17 protein-coding genes and 1 pseudogene are annotated in these 15,397 nt (G+C 50.4%); 9 read left to right on the top strand and 9 right to left on the bottom strand.

Annotated elements, in window-relative coordinates; translation table 11 throughout:
• Window positions 1-158: 158 nt before the first annotated feature.
• Window positions 159-479 (top strand): DUF433 domain-containing protein, encoded by a 321-nt coding sequence (locus tag J07HQW2_RS06435; RefSeq protein ID WP_021054613.1) that lies wholly within the window; start codon window positions 159-161, stop codon window positions 477-479.
• 254 nt (window positions 480-733) lie between these two features.
• On the opposite strand, the gene J07HQW2_RS06425 is transcribed toward J07HQW2_RS06435, so the two are convergent.
• Entirely contained in the window at window positions 734-1,372 is a 639-nt protein-coding gene (locus J07HQW2_RS06425; RefSeq protein WP_021054612.1) for a tyrosine-type recombinase/integrase, read from the bottom strand.
• Complete coding sequence (locus J07HQW2_RS06420; RefSeq protein WP_303704003.1) at window positions 1,369-1,770, bottom strand: type II toxin-antitoxin system CcdA family antitoxin; 402 nt, start codon at window positions 1,768-1,770, stop codon at window positions 1,369-1,371. The genes J07HQW2_RS06425 and J07HQW2_RS06420 overlap by 4 nt, the downstream gene beginning before the upstream one ends.
• Window positions 1,771-1,946: 176 nt before the next feature.
• Between J07HQW2_RS06420 and J07HQW2_RS06415 the strand changes: the two genes are divergently transcribed.
• Window positions 1,947-2,909 (top strand): DUF7983 family protein, encoded by a 963-nt coding sequence (locus J07HQW2_RS06415; protein WP_021054610.1) that lies wholly within the window; start codon window positions 1,947-1,949, stop codon window positions 2,907-2,909.
• A 205-nt stretch (window positions 2,910-3,114) separates the two neighbouring features.
• Here the strand turns inward: J07HQW2_RS06415 and J07HQW2_RS06410 are convergent, their stop codons facing one another.
• The 4 genes from J07HQW2_RS06410 to J07HQW2_RS06395 form a co-directional block, all read right to left on the bottom strand.
• Window positions 3,115-3,768 carry a tyrosine-type recombinase/integrase gene (locus tag J07HQW2_RS06410; RefSeq protein ID WP_021054609.1) on the bottom strand — a complete coding sequence of 218 codons (654 nt, stop codon included), beginning with the start codon at window positions 3,766-3,768 and terminating at the stop codon, window positions 3,115-3,117.
• A complete protein-coding gene (locus J07HQW2_RS17985; RefSeq protein WP_303704002.1) occupies window positions 3,693-4,280 on the bottom strand; it encodes a hypothetical protein in 588 nt (195 codons plus the stop codon). Before J07HQW2_RS17985 ends, J07HQW2_RS06410 begins: the two co-directional genes overlap by 76 nt.
• Complete coding sequence (locus tag J07HQW2_RS06400) at window positions 4,273-4,812, bottom strand: hypothetical protein (RefSeq protein ID WP_021054607.1); 540 nt, start codon at window positions 4,810-4,812, stop codon at window positions 4,273-4,275. Before J07HQW2_RS06400 ends, J07HQW2_RS17985 begins: the two co-directional genes overlap by 8 nt.
• Before the next feature lie 357 nt (window positions 4,813-5,169).
• Window positions 5,170-6,603 carry an NAD(P)/FAD-dependent oxidoreductase gene (locus tag J07HQW2_RS06395; RefSeq protein ID WP_021054606.1) on the bottom strand — a complete coding sequence of 478 codons (1,434 nt, stop codon included), beginning with the start codon at window positions 6,601-6,603 and terminating at the stop codon, window positions 5,170-5,172.
• A gap of 123 nt (window positions 6,604-6,726) precedes the next feature.
• On the opposite strand from J07HQW2_RS06395, the gene J07HQW2_RS06390 reads away from it, so the two are divergent.
• The gene (locus J07HQW2_RS06390) at window positions 6,727-7,740 is read left to right on the top strand and encodes a D-2-hydroxyacid dehydrogenase (protein ID WP_303704001.1); all 1,014 of its coding nucleotides are present in this window, start codon (window positions 6,727-6,729) and stop codon (window positions 7,738-7,740) included.
• 120 nt (window positions 7,741-7,860) lie between these two features.
• Here J07HQW2_RS06390 and asd read toward each other — a convergent pair whose 3' ends face one another.
• On the bottom strand, window positions 7,861-8,895 hold the full coding sequence (gene asd, locus J07HQW2_RS06385) for an aspartate-semialdehyde dehydrogenase (protein WP_021054604.1): 1,035 nt from the start codon (window positions 8,893-8,895) through the stop codon (window positions 7,861-7,863).
• 143 nt (window positions 8,896-9,038) lie between these two features.
• On the opposite strand from asd, the gene J07HQW2_RS19570 reads away from it, so the two are divergent.
• A complete protein-coding gene (locus tag J07HQW2_RS19570; protein WP_343122479.1) occupies window positions 9,039-9,239 on the top strand; it encodes a hypothetical protein in 201 nt (66 codons plus the stop codon).
• Between the two features lie 324 nt (window positions 9,240-9,563).
• On the opposite strand, the pseudogene J07HQW2_RS19940 reads toward J07HQW2_RS19570, so the two are convergent.
• Together J07HQW2_RS19940 and J07HQW2_RS06375 are read right to left on the bottom strand one after the other, a co-directional pair.
• A pseudogene (locus tag J07HQW2_RS19940) lies at window positions 9,564-10,804 on the bottom strand (RNA-guided endonuclease InsQ/TnpB family protein).
• Window positions 10,805-11,026: 222 nt separating this feature from the next.
• Window positions 11,027-11,308 (bottom strand): hypothetical protein, encoded by a 282-nt coding sequence (locus tag J07HQW2_RS06375; protein ID WP_021054601.1) that lies wholly within the window; start codon window positions 11,306-11,308, stop codon window positions 11,027-11,029.
• A gap of 535 nt (window positions 11,309-11,843) precedes the next feature.
• Between J07HQW2_RS06375 and J07HQW2_RS06370 the strand changes: the two genes are divergently transcribed.
• From J07HQW2_RS06370 to J07HQW2_RS17975, 5 genes are all read left to right on the top strand, one after another.
• Complete coding sequence (locus tag J07HQW2_RS06370; RefSeq protein WP_021054600.1) at window positions 11,844-12,482, top strand: 50S ribosomal protein L1; 639 nt, start codon at window positions 11,844-11,846, stop codon at window positions 12,480-12,482.
• Entirely contained in the window at window positions 12,479-13,558 is a 1,080-nt protein-coding gene (locus J07HQW2_RS06365) for a 50S ribosomal protein L10 (RefSeq protein WP_021054599.1), read from the top strand. The genes J07HQW2_RS06370 and J07HQW2_RS06365 overlap by 4 nt, the downstream gene beginning before the upstream one ends.
• A 107-nt stretch (window positions 13,559-13,665) precedes the next feature.
• On the top strand, window positions 13,666-14,010 hold the full coding sequence (rpl12p, locus tag J07HQW2_RS06360; protein ID WP_021054598.1) for a 50S ribosomal protein P1: 345 nt from the start codon (window positions 13,666-13,668) through the stop codon (window positions 14,008-14,010).
• A gap of 849 nt (window positions 14,011-14,859) precedes the next feature.
• Window positions 14,860-15,039 (top strand): tripartite tricarboxylate transporter permease, encoded by a 180-nt coding sequence (locus tag J07HQW2_RS17980; protein WP_343122478.1) that lies wholly within the window; start codon window positions 14,860-14,862, stop codon window positions 15,037-15,039.
• A gap of 177 nt (window positions 15,040-15,216) precedes the next feature.
• Complete coding sequence (locus J07HQW2_RS17975) at window positions 15,217-15,396, top strand: HVO_2753 family zinc finger protein (RefSeq protein WP_303703999.1); 180 nt, start codon at window positions 15,217-15,219, stop codon at window positions 15,394-15,396.
• Window position 15,397 lies beyond the last annotated feature (1 nt).

Raw genomic sequence — 15,397 nt, 5'->3', positions numbered from 1 at the left:
TCGCCACCGTATGATGGACGACAAAACAGGCGATCGTCAGGTTCAGTGTCACACTTGTGATGACTACTGATGCTCTTTGACATACGATGCCGGTTGCGTTCGAGGAATATCGAGAATCAGCCGAATATTTATTCTCGTTCAGAAGGTAGCCTACGCTAATGAGTACCACTATCCGGATTGTAAAAACACCAGACGTGCTCCACGGAAAACCACGAATAGAGGGAACACGAATCAGCGTGTTTTCGATCGGTATCACAGCTCAAGAACACGGAGCGACTGTCGAGGAATTGCTCGATGACTACCCGGATCTCGATCGCGCACAGGTCCAAGCAGCTCTCGACTACTACGACGAACATCCGGAGTTGATAGAATATATTCAAACTCAAAAGGAGACCACCAGAACGGCTCTCTCCGAGCAGAGCCGTGCACCTGCGGCGGGATCTAAGGTGACTCCTAACGCCGATGCGGACTCTCTGTGATCAGATGGTCGAAGAGCGATGCGTGTCCGTTCTGGGCAACGAAACTCAGCATATCGTTTCACGTGTTCGGACTGAGCTCTCTCCTAACGTCTGATGATGACTTCTTCCGAGACGAGATCAATCACGGATTGCTGTACTACGATCAAGTCCGTAAGCCGACGCCGCGAGAACTCTGTGAGGTGATTAATAAAATCGACCGAGTGTACGACGATCACGCGGTGATCCTCGAATCAATCCCCGGTGAGTGGATCTGATCACTCAAGAATGGTTAATCCAGCGTCATGGTAGATCTGTTTGAGTTTGCGTGGCGAGTAGTCCAGATAGTATTGTTCCAGTACAGAGGTCGGCGTGCGCCCGCAAAAGGCATCGATGTAGCTGGCGTCCACACCGAGCGAGGCCATCTCAGAGGCGAACCATCGTCGAAGCATCTGCGGCGTAACCTTCACACCAGATTCTTCAGAGAGATCACGAAAGGTCTTATTTACCGTCGGCTTGCTGTCCTGAAAGATTCGTTCGTCGTCGGGGTCACGATGGGGTTTGAACGCCTCGAAAGCGGCTTCGGCCTCCTCGTTGTAGAATGATGCCCATGTTTTCTTGACCTCGGATTGCTTGTCGGGCACGAGCATCCGCATCTCCACGTTGATGTCCTCCATGGTGAGCTCTAACAGCTCGGTCGAGCGGAGCCCCGAGGTGGCGTACATCAAAAAAATCGTTCGGTACTTGGGTTGCTCGATGGCCGCGTAGAAGGTCTGAAGCTCATCTTTCGTCGGCACGTGGGTTGGGCTGGGACCCGTCGTTGGCATCTCGAACTCGTCAGCCACGTCACGGTCGAGGTACTCGCCGAAAAACACGCGCAACGCCGAGAGGATGTTGTTCTTTTTCGAGTCGCTCATAGGCTGTTCGGACTCCAGGTATCCGATGATGTCCGCTTCGGCGATCGCGTGGGGTGGTTCTTCAGCGTGGCGCAGGAGCCACCGATGTATCGGCGGTGCTGGTTGAGCGTCGTGTCGTCGCGATTCAGGACGGTTCTCGCATAATTCTCGTAGTCGGTCGGGATCTCCTCGACAGATGACTCTGCGTGCTGGGTCATATTGGGGGTGGGAGATTCGTCGCCAGCAGAGTCAGCCGGTATGGTTATGACGGGTGAGGATGGGTACTGGTCGCTGTGTTGAAGCGTCTGGACGTAGGTTCGGAGGGCGTGTTCAGCAACACCGGAGACATTAAGCCCCAGTTGCTTGGCTTTGGCGTGGACGTCGGGATCGACGCTGATGTTTATTCGCTTTTTTGACATTCTGACACTCACCATTTAGCTGTGCTATTTGTACATAATGCACATTTATTCTTCGCCGACAGTCCCGTGTTTGATACCCATCAAGTCATTCATGCCACCAGCCACCCAAGCTACGACCTCGACTGGCCCGAGAAGCGTCCCTCACGGTTTTACCCTCCGTCTGCGTTCGCCTGAATATGGCTTTCAACGTGAACTGGCATACGCTCCTCGACGAACTTGACGATCTCCCCGAGGATGCTACGCTGATTACGCCGCTGTCGCACGACCGATTCCGGATCGACGACGTACAGGAGCAATGCGTCATCATCACCGGAGAGAACACAGCCGAGAAGCGGTCACTTCAGCGCGACCAGTTTGAGACGTTGTACCGACGTATCACCGACGAGCCGGGCGGCTTCGAACTTGATCGGCTCCCAGCTGACGCGGACCCGTACCCGACGGTGTTGAGCCTACATCCCAAGTTCGAGATCGACGAGGACGCGGGCGTGATCACCGAAATGGACGGCCCGACCTCAACACAGATTCTCGATACCGATGCCGAGCCCGAAGAACGGTCAGAACCGGATTTGGACGTGTATGCGGACGCTCTCTTGCTCGTTGACGCCCTTGAGCGCCACGACGTGACCACGTTGTCGGAGATGGAGACGGACGCGCTGGTGAACCTCTACACGCTGTTATCGGATGTCCAGCGCAACGCCAACGATCTCCGCCAGGATGTCGCTGAGGTGCTCCTGACCCGGCTTCACCACGACCGTCCGGTGAGTGGTCCGTTCGGCTCTGTTCAGCGCACGACCCGTCGCAATCGGTCGCTGAAAGGTGAGGATGAGGTGTTGGCGAAGCTGGAGGCTGAAGGGATCGACCGCGAGCGTGTGACTGGTATCGATCGGAGCAAGGTCGACGACGCGTTAGAAGTCACAGACTTGCCCGAGGCGGATGTGTACGACATCGAGGAGAGCGAGTACGTCCGCAAAGTCGACGTCGACGAGGAGGTCAAGGAGACACGCCTCCAGGGCCTCAAAGAACAGCTCGCGGCGACGGAGGGTGAAGATGCCGAGGAACTACGCCAAGAGATCGAGGATCTTGAGGGTCGAATTGACGAGCTCACGAGCTTTCGGACAGGAACAGAAGTCCACGAGTGAGATGTCGGGTTCGTTTTTCGGTTGACGGACGGGTGTGGGGCTCAGAGTAGTATTATCGGGAGATTGAGAAGGTGCCACTCACAAACGGTTGACCGGCACTCACAGTCTGTGTCTGAACTAACCCTCTATTATCCCGCACATACGTACTTACGCGCCAATACGTACATACAATTATACCCCATACTGCGACTAAGTGGTCTACTCGTTAATCGGTCGAGAACCGAGGATGGACCAAACTACCCAAATATAAGCCGAGAGTCGGCATCGCCTTCTCGTACTCCCGTCGGACCTGGTCTTCACCGTGTTGGGTATAGAGGGCCACCATATCCCCCTCAGCGTCCCCTCGTAGGGCCTGGATCACGTCGCGGGGACAACTGTTCCAGTTCAGCCACGAGGTGTAGCACCGTCGTGCGTCGTGGCACGTGAACGAGGCGAACTTCTCGGATAACTCTGGATCATCGTCTTTGACTCGGTGGTGTGCCCTGTTCGTCGCTTTGTCCCACCACCGGGACATCGACATCGGGTCCAACTTCTCACCTGCGTCGTTCGGGTAGAGCCACTCGCTATCGGGCTTCGCCCCGTCGCCTCGCCGACCCTCGTGTCCCCGTTCCTCAAGCCGCTCAAGCGTGGCCTCACGGGTGTCGAGCCAATCCTCTATCGCAGACACGGCCTCGTCGTCGAGGAGCTTCTGATCGGCACTATCCTTCGGAACTCGTACCTCACCGACTCCCTTCGGAGAGCGGTTGTACACGACCTGTTTCTCGAGGTCGAGATCTTGGACTCTCAGCGAGACCAGTTCTTTCCGGCGGAGTCCCGTCTTGGCGGCCAGCACGAGGAACGATTTCTTACGCGTCCCCATGTTCGAGCGTACGAGCTGGAGGTACTCTTCGGGTTTAATGACCGTCCTATTGTGTTGGCCCGACCTCTTGATACGACTCCGGTTCTGTGACTTGTACCGGTCTCGTGCGTCTTCGACGACGTTCTCATCGGGCCCCAGTCGTGTCGCATCATCCAGTCGTAGAGAACTTTGATATTCCTGAGGTAGGTGAGCATCGTCGCCCGTTTCGGGGGCTTACTTTCGCCCGTCCAGTTGTTGGCGAAGTCGAGAGCATGGCTTGTGGTAGCATCTCTGAGATCTATGTCATCGATGTGGGCTCGGAAGTATTTGATAGAGAACCGTTTCGGTCGCTCGGACGACTCGGCGTAGTTCTTCTCGGTAAAGAACGACTCTACGATCTCGTCGTTGGATGGTGCTGGTGGCTTCACGTCCTCCGCATCAGCCTCATCTCGGAGCCGCTGGTTTTCCTGTCTCAGCTCTTTGATCTCGTCCCGTAGCTCGCCGACGATCTCCCCAATCGCATCGTCATCCATCGAGTGTGACTCCATCGATACCGGCGGCCTCACAGTATTTCTCGTAGGCATCCTCGCGTTGGACCTTGATATTCTCCTCCATCCGGTCGAACTGGACGTAGCCTCCAAACTCGACTCTCGCCAGCATAACCGCGTAGTGAACGACAGTGTCGTAGTCGTGACCGGTCTTATCGGCGACCGCCTCGATGCTCATATAGTTGGGAGATTTGGCCCCGATATTGTTACACAGAATCTTCAGGATCGAAGCTTCAATGCGCTGTACCCGGACGGCGGCGTCGATCTTCCCGTCGTCTCGATCCAGCTTGTCGACTTTCGCTTTAAGATCGCTGACTTTCTCACGGAGCTCACGGTTCCGTTCTTCGAGCGACTCCACGCGCTCGGGTGAAACAAGGTGGGCCCGTTCGACCTGACCTTGTCGCCAGGAGTCCATGCCGAGCATGATGAGCTCGGTGATCCCCTCGGTCCATTTGGCACCGCCGTCGTCCCGAAGCAGTCCCATTTCCTCGGTGATAAAGGAATCTATCTCCTCCATGGTCGGCTTCGAACTTCCACGAGTGCCGAAGTAGTAGGTGATCCGCTGGTCGCTTTTGATGTTCTATACCACCTATTCTTCGAGACACTATCAGTATTTAAAGTATAACGTTAAAGATGTTAATGTCGCCCGGAACACTAACGGCCGGCGTCATCCTTCAGCGGCATGCTATGTCAGCCGGGAAACCCTCGTGTCAGGCGATCCGTTGGTGGGTACGGACAAACCCATGTATATTACACACCCGGGTTCGCCGTCTACTCATCGCTCCTATGATAGAAGTACTCGGACGGGGACAAAGGGTGTGTGATAGAAAGTAGACATCGAGTGGTAATGGCTGTTGTGCCTCACCGGTCACGCTCAGGTTGTATACTCTGATTCACGAATCTGGACATATTTATTATTTCGATAGCGGAATTTCGTTCGTTTATATTTGGTTAAGAGCCGAGCAGCACCAATCCCAGCGGTGAGATTATCGATATCAAATATACCATATCCTGCAGAGTCATCAAGAAGTGACTGTGCTGTAGAAAACGCCCAATCCCAGTCATCTGGCTCATACTCACGGACAATATCAGCCATTGCGACGTTTCGGAGGATCTCATCGCCAATAGCGTCTTTCCAGCGATCATTATATGTTTCAATTTCCCCTGTAGCGGCAACTTCACCAGCAATAGCACCTGTCCGCATCGCCGTATGATCACCCCCCTCGTGAAATGCTGACGTCGTCCCCATTGCTCCACCAACAATAAGAATGCCTGCTTCCGTTGGCGAATCAATTGGTTGTGTTGATGAGATGGCATATGTTTCAGTCCCATCATCTTTTCCACGATCCTCTACAAGTGGGAAATCTTCAGGAATGTCGTATCGGTCACCATACTCCTGGTCAAGAAGACGTTCAATGTATTCACTTCCACGCGGGAGCTGGTCATCATCAGCGCTGAGCAACGGATATGACTCTGGATTGGAGACCTCATCGATTGTCATCCCAATCGGCATCGTCAATCCAATCCGTGCGATATTCCCATCATTTGGGAAGATCCATGGATACGCTGTATGTCCAGGCATGTGTCCCCACCAAAATAGAATTGAGCCTGAGACCTCTTCAGCGACCGCATCAGGCAGTTCACGGTGTTCTTGATATGCAATATGATTTGCTTCACGAGTCGATAACCGATCAGTCACATCAAATGGGACATACGTATCGAGAACACGATTCGTCACCTGTCGCTGTGGTCCGTCGGCAAGAATAACGACTGATGCCCCAATATCAGTGTTATCAGCAAGCTGAATCGTATGTCGCGGTTCCATATTCTGGTTATGTGACACGTCAGCTGCTATACCACCGTCTGTCGCAGCGATTCGATTAGCGCTTGTATTGACATCTCGAACGGCTGTGCCAACACGATACGTGGCGCCAGCATCTTCAGCGCGCTTGCGGAGAAAATCATCGAAACGCGCGCGATGCATGCAGAATCCAAAGCTATCATATGAGGAGTCAATCCCTGTTGACTCAAGCGTTAGAGACTCTGTCGGTCCAATAAATGTTGCTTGATCGAGTTCATCAAGAATCACATCGTCAGGAAATTCCTCAGGGTCAACACCCATGATATCAACCCAATAATCAAGAATTCCAGCAGCATCAGTCGAATCAGGACCAAGTTGATCTGGTCGGTCCGCGCGTGGGACACCGCGTTCGAGGACTATCGCAGAGGCACCATTCATACCGGCTGCATGCGCGGCTGCTGCACCCGCTGGACCTCCACCGACGACAGCAACATCGAATCGCTCCATATGTATATCATATCGTCTGGACGGATATTAAATACCGTGACTGCGGGTTTTTCTGAATCAATTACTCATGAAGTCAATGAGCAATAACTGATATATCCTGGTCGTGAGTACGCCTGTATGTTGATGACGGATGTAACCAATGCGAATACCCCCGACCCGGGTGTTGTTGTGCTCAAACAGAAAATACACGGACTCCCCGCCGAGGAGTATGTTGAGTGTTTGCGCGAGCGTTTGCCTGACCAAACAATTACGCTTGCTCAAACTCCAGTCGAGGAGCGAGAGTTACTTGCAAATGCACAAATTGTGACTGGGCATTCACTACCGACGGGTGTTGCACTTGGACCAGATCACAATATATCAGCCGAAAATCCAGTTGTTGCAGATAATCTATCACTCTTTGGCTGCGTATATGCCGGGACAGGTCATCTCCAGACAGATGCGTTTGAAACCGCAGATATTGCTGTCACAAATGCCTCAGGCGTGCATGGACCGAATATTTCTGAACATGTTATTGGTGGTATCCTTTCATTTGCCCGCCAATTCCATCTCGCATGGCGCCGGGGTGAGCGTAGCGAGTGGCGGTCATTTCAATCATATGAGCTCAAAGATTCGACCGTCTGCGTTCTCGGTCTCGGAACAATTGGGACAGCAGTAACGAAACGACTGAAACCATTTGACGTACACACCATCGGCGTTCGCTACTCGCCAGAGAAGGGTGGTCCAACAGACGAAGTTGTTGGTTTTGAGGACGCCGCGGTGTACGAAGCACTTGCACGCTCTGAATACGTTGTTATTGCTTGTCCACTGTCAGATCTAACGGCTGGACTGTTTGATGCAGAAGCATTTCGTACAATGCCACCAGAGGCTGTATTAATTAACATTGCTCGTGGTCCCATTGTTGATACTGATGCACTCGTACGGGCAATTCAAGCAAGTGAGATCCGTGGTGCATTACTTGATGTGACGGACCCAGAGCCACTCCCCCCGTCGCATCCGTTGTGGGATTTTGAGAATGTCCTCATCACACCACATAACTCAGGTCATACCCCACAGTATTGGGAGCGACTCGCAGATATTGTTGCAGAAAATGTCCGCAGATTTGATACTGACAAATCACTCAAAAACCGCGTGATATAGCATCTCAACGTTAGTATATACTTATTTGAATCTATCCTATCGTACACTGGTTATAAAATGTTCCCAGCATATACAATCCGAATACGCAGGCACTAGTCCCATTTGAGTAAATAAATTGCCTTACACCCACCCGGCGTCGACTAACAATTCACCATTAAGTAGTGAAGCACCCGCGGCTCCACGAATAGTATTGTGTGCAAGGCAGTTGTATTTCAATCCGGCGTCTGTCACTGTGACTCCCCCAGCAGATATCTGCATACCATTACCACGCTCGCGATCAAGCCGTGGCTGTGGTCGACTCGGGTCATCGAATACATGAATTAACTGATCAGGTGAGGACGGAAGCTCTGCGCCAGGAACCGACTCCATCGCCTCAATAACATCTTCAGTGCTGATATCTGCTTTTGTTTTGGCGAAAACATTTTCAAGATGTCCATCAAGTGTCGGAATCCGATTACAGGAAGCAGCGACGTCCATCTCATGCAGTGACACTGAAGCACCATCAAACTCACCGAGCAACTTTCGAGATTCCTGTTGCATCTTTGGTTCCTCACCACCGATGTATGGAATTGTATTGTCAATAATCTCCATCGACGTTACTCCAGAGTATCCTGCTCCTGAGACTGCTTGAAGCGTTGAAACATTCACCGACTCTAGCCCAAATTGATCCAGCGCAGCAAGCGTTGGTACCATCGTGATTGTCGAGCAGTTTGGATTTTTAACGAGAGCTCCATCCCAGCCTCGATTATCACGCTGCAGTTCAATTAGATCTAGATGTCCTGGATTGATTTCTGGAATTGTCAACGGAATATCTGCAGACATTCGGTCATTTGAAGAATTCGATGAAACAACGTATCCTGCCTCGAGAAACGCCGGTTCAACGTCAGCAGCAACGTCAGATGGCAATGATGAGAAGAGTAAATCGATCTCGTCAGAAATACCATCTGGTGTTGTCGGTTTTACCGTCATTGACCCGATATCATCGGGAATTGGTGTATTGATGCGCCACTTTGCCGCCTCGCGGTACTGTTTCCCAACACTCGACTCTGAGGCGGTGAGTGCTGCAAGTTCAAACGTATCGTGGTCGGTGAGTAATTTGATGAACCGCTGTCCGACCGCCCCTGTTGCACCAAGAATTCCAACGCGAACTGTCATACTGAAAATATGGGTATCACTTACATAAGCCGGTTTGGATTTCTCCGTGTTCATGATAAACTAATGTGCTGTAATGGTCTCCGATGATAGCTTAACGGTGCAAATAACCGAAGTAACTCTCGTTTGCTGAGCTTACGAGTCCAATCGATACAGAGGATATTCCGAGCGCATGGCGGACATATAGTACGGCACTTGATCAACGGGTACGTATCACGACCTCCAGAGAGATTACTCAAGATGTTGCTGTCGATCTTCAGGCTCCTGGTGCACTGACTGTACAACCCGATAGCGGAACAAGGACTGTTCATGTAGGTGATTGTGAACATCTCAGATCAAGAGAGTAATTGCTGCCACCATTATCTTCTAATACCGTTAGTTACGTTCTGAGGGAACCGTATCACTGCTATCCCTACTGGAATATTAATTTATTATCACGATATCCGATGTACTAGCTGCCTGATGCTGACGCGAATACATCATACAAATTCATCAGATGTATTTGGGTAGGATAAATAACAAACGCACTTCTAAGATAGTTTATATGAAATTCTGTTTATATTGATCGGCATATCTAGACAACTCAATCGTATACAACCGTACGGAGGTTGACCTCCTCCCCCGCCTGAAGGCGGAGGAATCCCAAGCATTGGGATATTACGGTTTCAGCGTCATTCGACGGTGGCTCGCGGTTGGAATCCGTGACCGTGAGTCCGGCTGAACTGAATGACGCGTGGCTGGGCCAAACAGCCGTTACCGCTATCCCCGAGTGGGGGAGTTACGGGTAGCGTTTTCTGCCTGATGTTATCGGCTCCGTTCACATCTCCGTGTGCGACGACACCACAGCGGTCGCACTTCCACAAGCCACGTTCGACACGACTGTCATCGTCTTCGTGTCCGCACACGCTACACGACGATGATGTGCCCCACTCGTCGGGCATCTCAACCTCGACGCCACGCTCACGGGCTTTGTAGTCGATGAGGTTCATTACCCGTTTATATGCCCAGTTATCCAACCGCTTGTTGCCGTGCCGACCCCAATCCAATCGTCTTCATCGACACCACTGGGGTCACCCACGATTATCGTTCCTACATCGTGTTCAACACACCGTTCTACGATGTCTTTTGAGAGGGCGTGAAGGAAGTGGTCTTTTCGTTTGGCTAGTTTCTCTTGTGCCCACTGTGCTTTGCGTGACGGACCGCACGGTCCTTCAGTCTGATATTCTTCGCACTGGAAGTAGTGCTTGTCCTCGCGGAGTGCATCTCCAGAGTACAGCAAGGCATCGTCGGAGAACGCGACAGCAGCAGGGTTACAAATGCCAAGGTCGACACCTGCTGGGTTGTCACCGGGCGATTCAGTGGCAGTGGCAATTTCTTCGTCACAAACCACGTGTAACTCCCACTCCCACTGCTGCTTGTAGCTACACCAGACAGCACGGACTTGTTGAACGGTCTTCAGCGTTGCTTCTGGTGGTGCTTGGTATTCGCAAAGGATGAAGTCACGTCCGTTTTGTGATTTTACCTTTGCTCAGACGGATTCTGTCGTATTTTGTGTCGTGCGGATGCGATGCCTTTCTTCTTCACGTCACGGTGGAGCGTGGGTGTTCTTCGTGTACTCTGTTACTGTCGTATCGTAATAGTTACGTTTGCGGTAGCCCGGTGGGTGTCCTGTCCCGGTCATCGTTGGAGCCAAACCATGAACTGAAGGCTTCTGAAAGCTCTTCTAAAACTTTCTGACTGGACTGGACTGACTATGCAGTCCGTTGTATTTTGCACGTGTTTTCAGTTCGTGTTTGAGTTCTTTTTCAGCGGGTATTTCACCGGTTTCATCCCACTGTTGGCGGGCATAGTAGTTAGCGACGTTCCACAGTTTGGATGCTGACCAGCCGTGTCTGTCGAGTGCATCAGCCACTTGCGAGTGGTTCTGGATACGACAAACGTAACGTAGGTTCGGCGTGTGGTTGGCATCCAGTCCTTAATGTTATGAACTCCTGTTTGTTAAATACTGTAGAATATCCAGCCGTGTCGTAGCTAGTGGGATGTGTTACAGAGTGACGGTGCGTATCCACGGGCTTCAGGCCGTGGTATTGCACCTGCTCCGCCTATAATAACTGTATGCGCTGATTAACAGTTCTCAGTTTGCGTCGCCACCGTCGGTAATGGGTCGCCCACCGGTTGTGAGAACACTGTCTGCTAGTTTACGTGCCTCTGTTACAGAGGGTCGGGTGCCGTCGTCAAACTCAGCGCTAATTCGTTTAATAACAGACATAACGTCTGAGAGGTCACCAGCATCAATCACATCATCAAAAATATCTTCATATGCGTTTGCTTCCCAGTGACTAACCTCATAATCGTATGTCTCCGTCTGTGTAGTAACTGCGTACCGGAGCTGCCGTGCAGCATCAGATGAGTTCATATTAATTATGATAATCTATACATACTAAAAGGTACTCAAACTCGAAATTGAGTTAATAACTGAGAGTGGACTGGACAGCACGGTCATAACCATGATCAAATTCTCATAGGATTATCTGATATTCGAATAAGACCGATGCATGAAAAACCAATTAGATATTCTACATTATCATCCAACCACTGAAATAAAAAAAGATAACTATCCTGCATACGCACTCATTTTAATTAATAGATTCAGTACACTTAGTTCAAAATTCTGTGGTGGAGTTTCGACACTGATGAGACATATTGTGTCTTATTTGTCTATCGACATGTTCTACACTTTGTATACATCATCAAACTGTCAATTCATAAGATACTGTTCGGATGACATTCCTAGAAATATTATAAATCAAGCGCATTTGGGCTCGATGCGTTGCATCTTATGTGTGCTTCGACGGACTTAATAAGAACATGTGCCTTAAATTCGGATGAGACAGGCAGATACCTGTTTCACTGACCCGTAGCAGCAATCCTGCGTACTACGGAGGTGAATAATGGCAGATACGATAGTTGATGCAGTCTCTCGCGCGATTGATGAGGCACCGACACGGAACTTCCGTGAGACGGTTGATCTCGCTATCAATCTCCGCGATCTTGACTTAAATGATCCGTCGAACCGTGTTGATGAGTCCGTGGTCTTGCCCGCTGGAACCGGTCAGGAAACACGAATTGTCGTCTTTGCAAGTGGTGAAACCGCCCTTCGAGCCGAGGATGTGGCTGATCAGGTACTTAGCAGCGACGAGCTCGAAGAGCTAGGTGATGATGATGGCGCCGCGAAAGACCTTGCAGACGAGATTGATTTCTTTGTTGCCGAGGCAGGCATGATGCAAGATATCGGTCGGTTCCTCGGGACCATCCTTGGTCCGCGTGGAAAAATGCCAACTCCTCTGCAACCCGACGATGATGTTGTTGAGACAGTGAACCGCATGAAAAACACCGTTCAAATTCGTTCACGCGAGCGTCGAACATTCCACACCCGCGTCGGTGCCCAAGATATGGGATCCGATGAGATTGCTGATAATGTCGATGTTATTATCCGTCGACTTGAGGCTACCCTTGAGAAAGGTCCACTGAATATCGATTCAATGTACGTCAAAACGACGATGGGACCAGCCTTTGAGGTGCCTGCATGAGCAATAGTGCCGCCACAAGTGCGCGCAGAACCGACACGATTCCTGAATGGAAGCGTGAGGAGGTCGATGAACTCGTCTCGTTTATTGACCAGTATGAATCTATTGGGATTGTAAACGTTGCTGGGATACCAAGCCGGCAGCTTCAGACCATGCGACGTGATCTTTATCCAAGTGCTGCGATACGAATGAGTCGAAACACACTCACCGTCCGTGCGCTTGATGAGGTCGCCGATGGTTATGAAGATCTTACTTCATTTGTTGCTGGACAGGTTGCACTTGTCGGCACAGATGACAATCCATTCGGGCTGTACAGACAACTTGAGGCATCGAAGACACCGGCACCAATCAGCGCTGGTGAGGTCGCACCAAATGACATCGTTATCCCTGAGGGCGACACAGGCGTTGATCCCGGCCCGTTCGTCGGAGAACTTCAGCAGGTTGGCGCATCTGCACGGATTATGGATGGGTCAATTAAGGTTACCGAGGAATCACAAGTGCTTGATTCTGGAGGGGAAGTCTCCAGTGAACTTGCAGGTGTTCTTGCTGAGCTTGGAATCGAACCAAAGGAGGTCGGTCTTGATCTTCGTGGTGTCTTTGCTGATGGTGTCCTCTTCGAACCAGATGAGCTTGAGCTAGATATTGATGCATATCAGAGCGATATCCAATCAGCCGCTGCAGGGGCACGCAACCTTTCGGTCAATGCAAAATATCCGACCGCACAGACCACACCGACATTGCTTGCAAATGCTGCAGGCGATGCAAAAGCACTCGGTATATCTGCTGCCGTTGAGGACTCAGCAGTGCTTCCAGACCTCATCGCAAAAGCAGATGCACAAGTACGATCGATTGCAGCGAATATTGACGATGAAGATGCACTCCCGGCAGAGTTACAGGACGTTGAAACGCCTGCACAGCTGGATGCATCATCAACGGCTGACCCGAACGCAAACGTAGATGCAGACTCCGACACTGACGATAATGAGTCTGCTGATACCGACGATGAGACGGCCGGTACTGACGACAATGATGATGACGATGACGATGGTGCTGAAGGTCTAGGTGCAATGTTCGGCTAAAACCTGAGGAGACGGAGACAGTTCGTATCGTATCGTATCGTATCGACATACGAATATCAAACAGCGCGAAAATAAATCATAGATAACAGATAACGAGGAATATTAAAATGGAATACATTTACGCAGCTCTTACACTGAATGAAACAGGCGAATCGATTACTGAAGATAACGTTACAGAAGTGCTTGAGGCAGCCGGAACCGACATTGAAGAGTCCCGAGTCAAAGCGCTTGTCTCCGCTCTCGACGATGTCGATATTGAAGAAGCGATTGACACAGCCGCCGCAGCCCCCGCTCCTGCAGCAGGTGCAAGCGCTGGTGAGGCTGAAGTTGAAGATGATGCCGACGCTGATGAGGAGGAAGCAGAAGAGCCAGACGAGACAGAAGAAGCAGACGAAGCAGATGATGAAGATGATGAAGCGTCTGGTGAAGGGCTAGGTAATCTCTTCGGCTAACGGCGATTGTGCGATTGTCATTGTTGATTATGAATTTGAATTAGCCGCTGTCCGTTATTATGATTTAGTAAATAATTCAGGAGTGACATCTCTTTTATTCGCACTCGTACTCGTGCTCGCCCTCAGTGCGTACTGAGGAACGGAGGAGTTACCACCTCAATTATACCATAGATGTAATCAGACAAGTATCTCTCAAGATCAATACCAAGCAGGCTTTTGCATCTATCAGGTGTTTGCACAGCCGGACATAGTATAAAGAATCGTGCTTTAAAAATATGAATGGACTTCCGTAATTGGATAGCGCCACATACAGACTGTGCCACATGAATCTGAGGCTAAACTGTCGGATCTCATCGTATCTCGCGTTTACGGTATCATATCCACTGTTTTTGACCTGTGCTCCCTTTCAATGTTTCCTATCATTCTATGTCGAGGGAGCTTCCAGATTATCCCGTATCTAACTACAGATAAATAGTTGTAACAATAGTGACGACCGAGCCACACAGGTATTTTATCGGTTACTTAGAGTAGAGTAGAGTAGGGCAGAGGGTACGGTAGGTTAATGTAGTAATCCGTCAGCAGTCCAAATTACTGTGATAATCATACATCACGTAGAATTAATATCAATATTAACATTAACGCTATTTTTCGCTAATATTTGACGGACGTCATATCACAGCAGCAGCGATTCTTGGATATGCATATCTCGATGCGACATCTTGGAACTTGCACAGGACTTGTCCCGGGATTCCAGGTAAATAGCGTTGCATTTCTGTTTGTTGGAGTTGCATCAACGCTTCCAGGCTCACTTGTTGCTGTTGAGGCAGCCGTTCCTTCAAATGGCATCGTATATACATTCTCATCTGTTGTTCCGGGCTTGCTCTTGATGTCCCTGAAGCATCACCTGCACCCGGTGTTCTCCCTGGACGTCGACTTGTACTAGATGGATGTGGTCGTGAGGCGATTCGGCTATCAGCACTTGGAAGTGCAATTGCTCTAGTTGTTGCAGTGACCGTTGCACTCACATGAGTACATATTGTTGATATGTTGATATAGAACGGTTAGTGTGCGTTGAAATATCAACAGATATCTCACATACCCTTTCATCTACAATCTCAAAACATTAAATTGTTGATATGTATGCTGTGAGAGTCCCAGAATTCATAAAAAGAAACGGTTAAACATCACTGGTTGGTTAGTAAAAATATGAGTCAGACCGACCAGCGGCACGCCAGACAGTGTGTGTCCTGCGGTATTAACATCTCTGGAATGAGTGCTGCCACTTTTGATTGTCCAGAATGTGGCTGTGATATTTCACGGTGTGCGACGTGCCGAAAGCAGAGTAATCTGTATGAATGTCCTGACTGTGGATTCAGAGGACCATAAC

This window comes from Haloquadratum walsbyi J07HQW2, from assembly GCF_000415985.1.
Taxonomy (GTDB): domain Archaea; phylum Halobacteriota; class Halobacteria; order Halobacteriales; family Haloferacaceae; genus Haloquadratum; species Haloquadratum walsbyi_B.
Note: the sequence above shows the minus strand (reverse complement) of the source record. Positions and strands in the feature narration are given on the sequence as shown.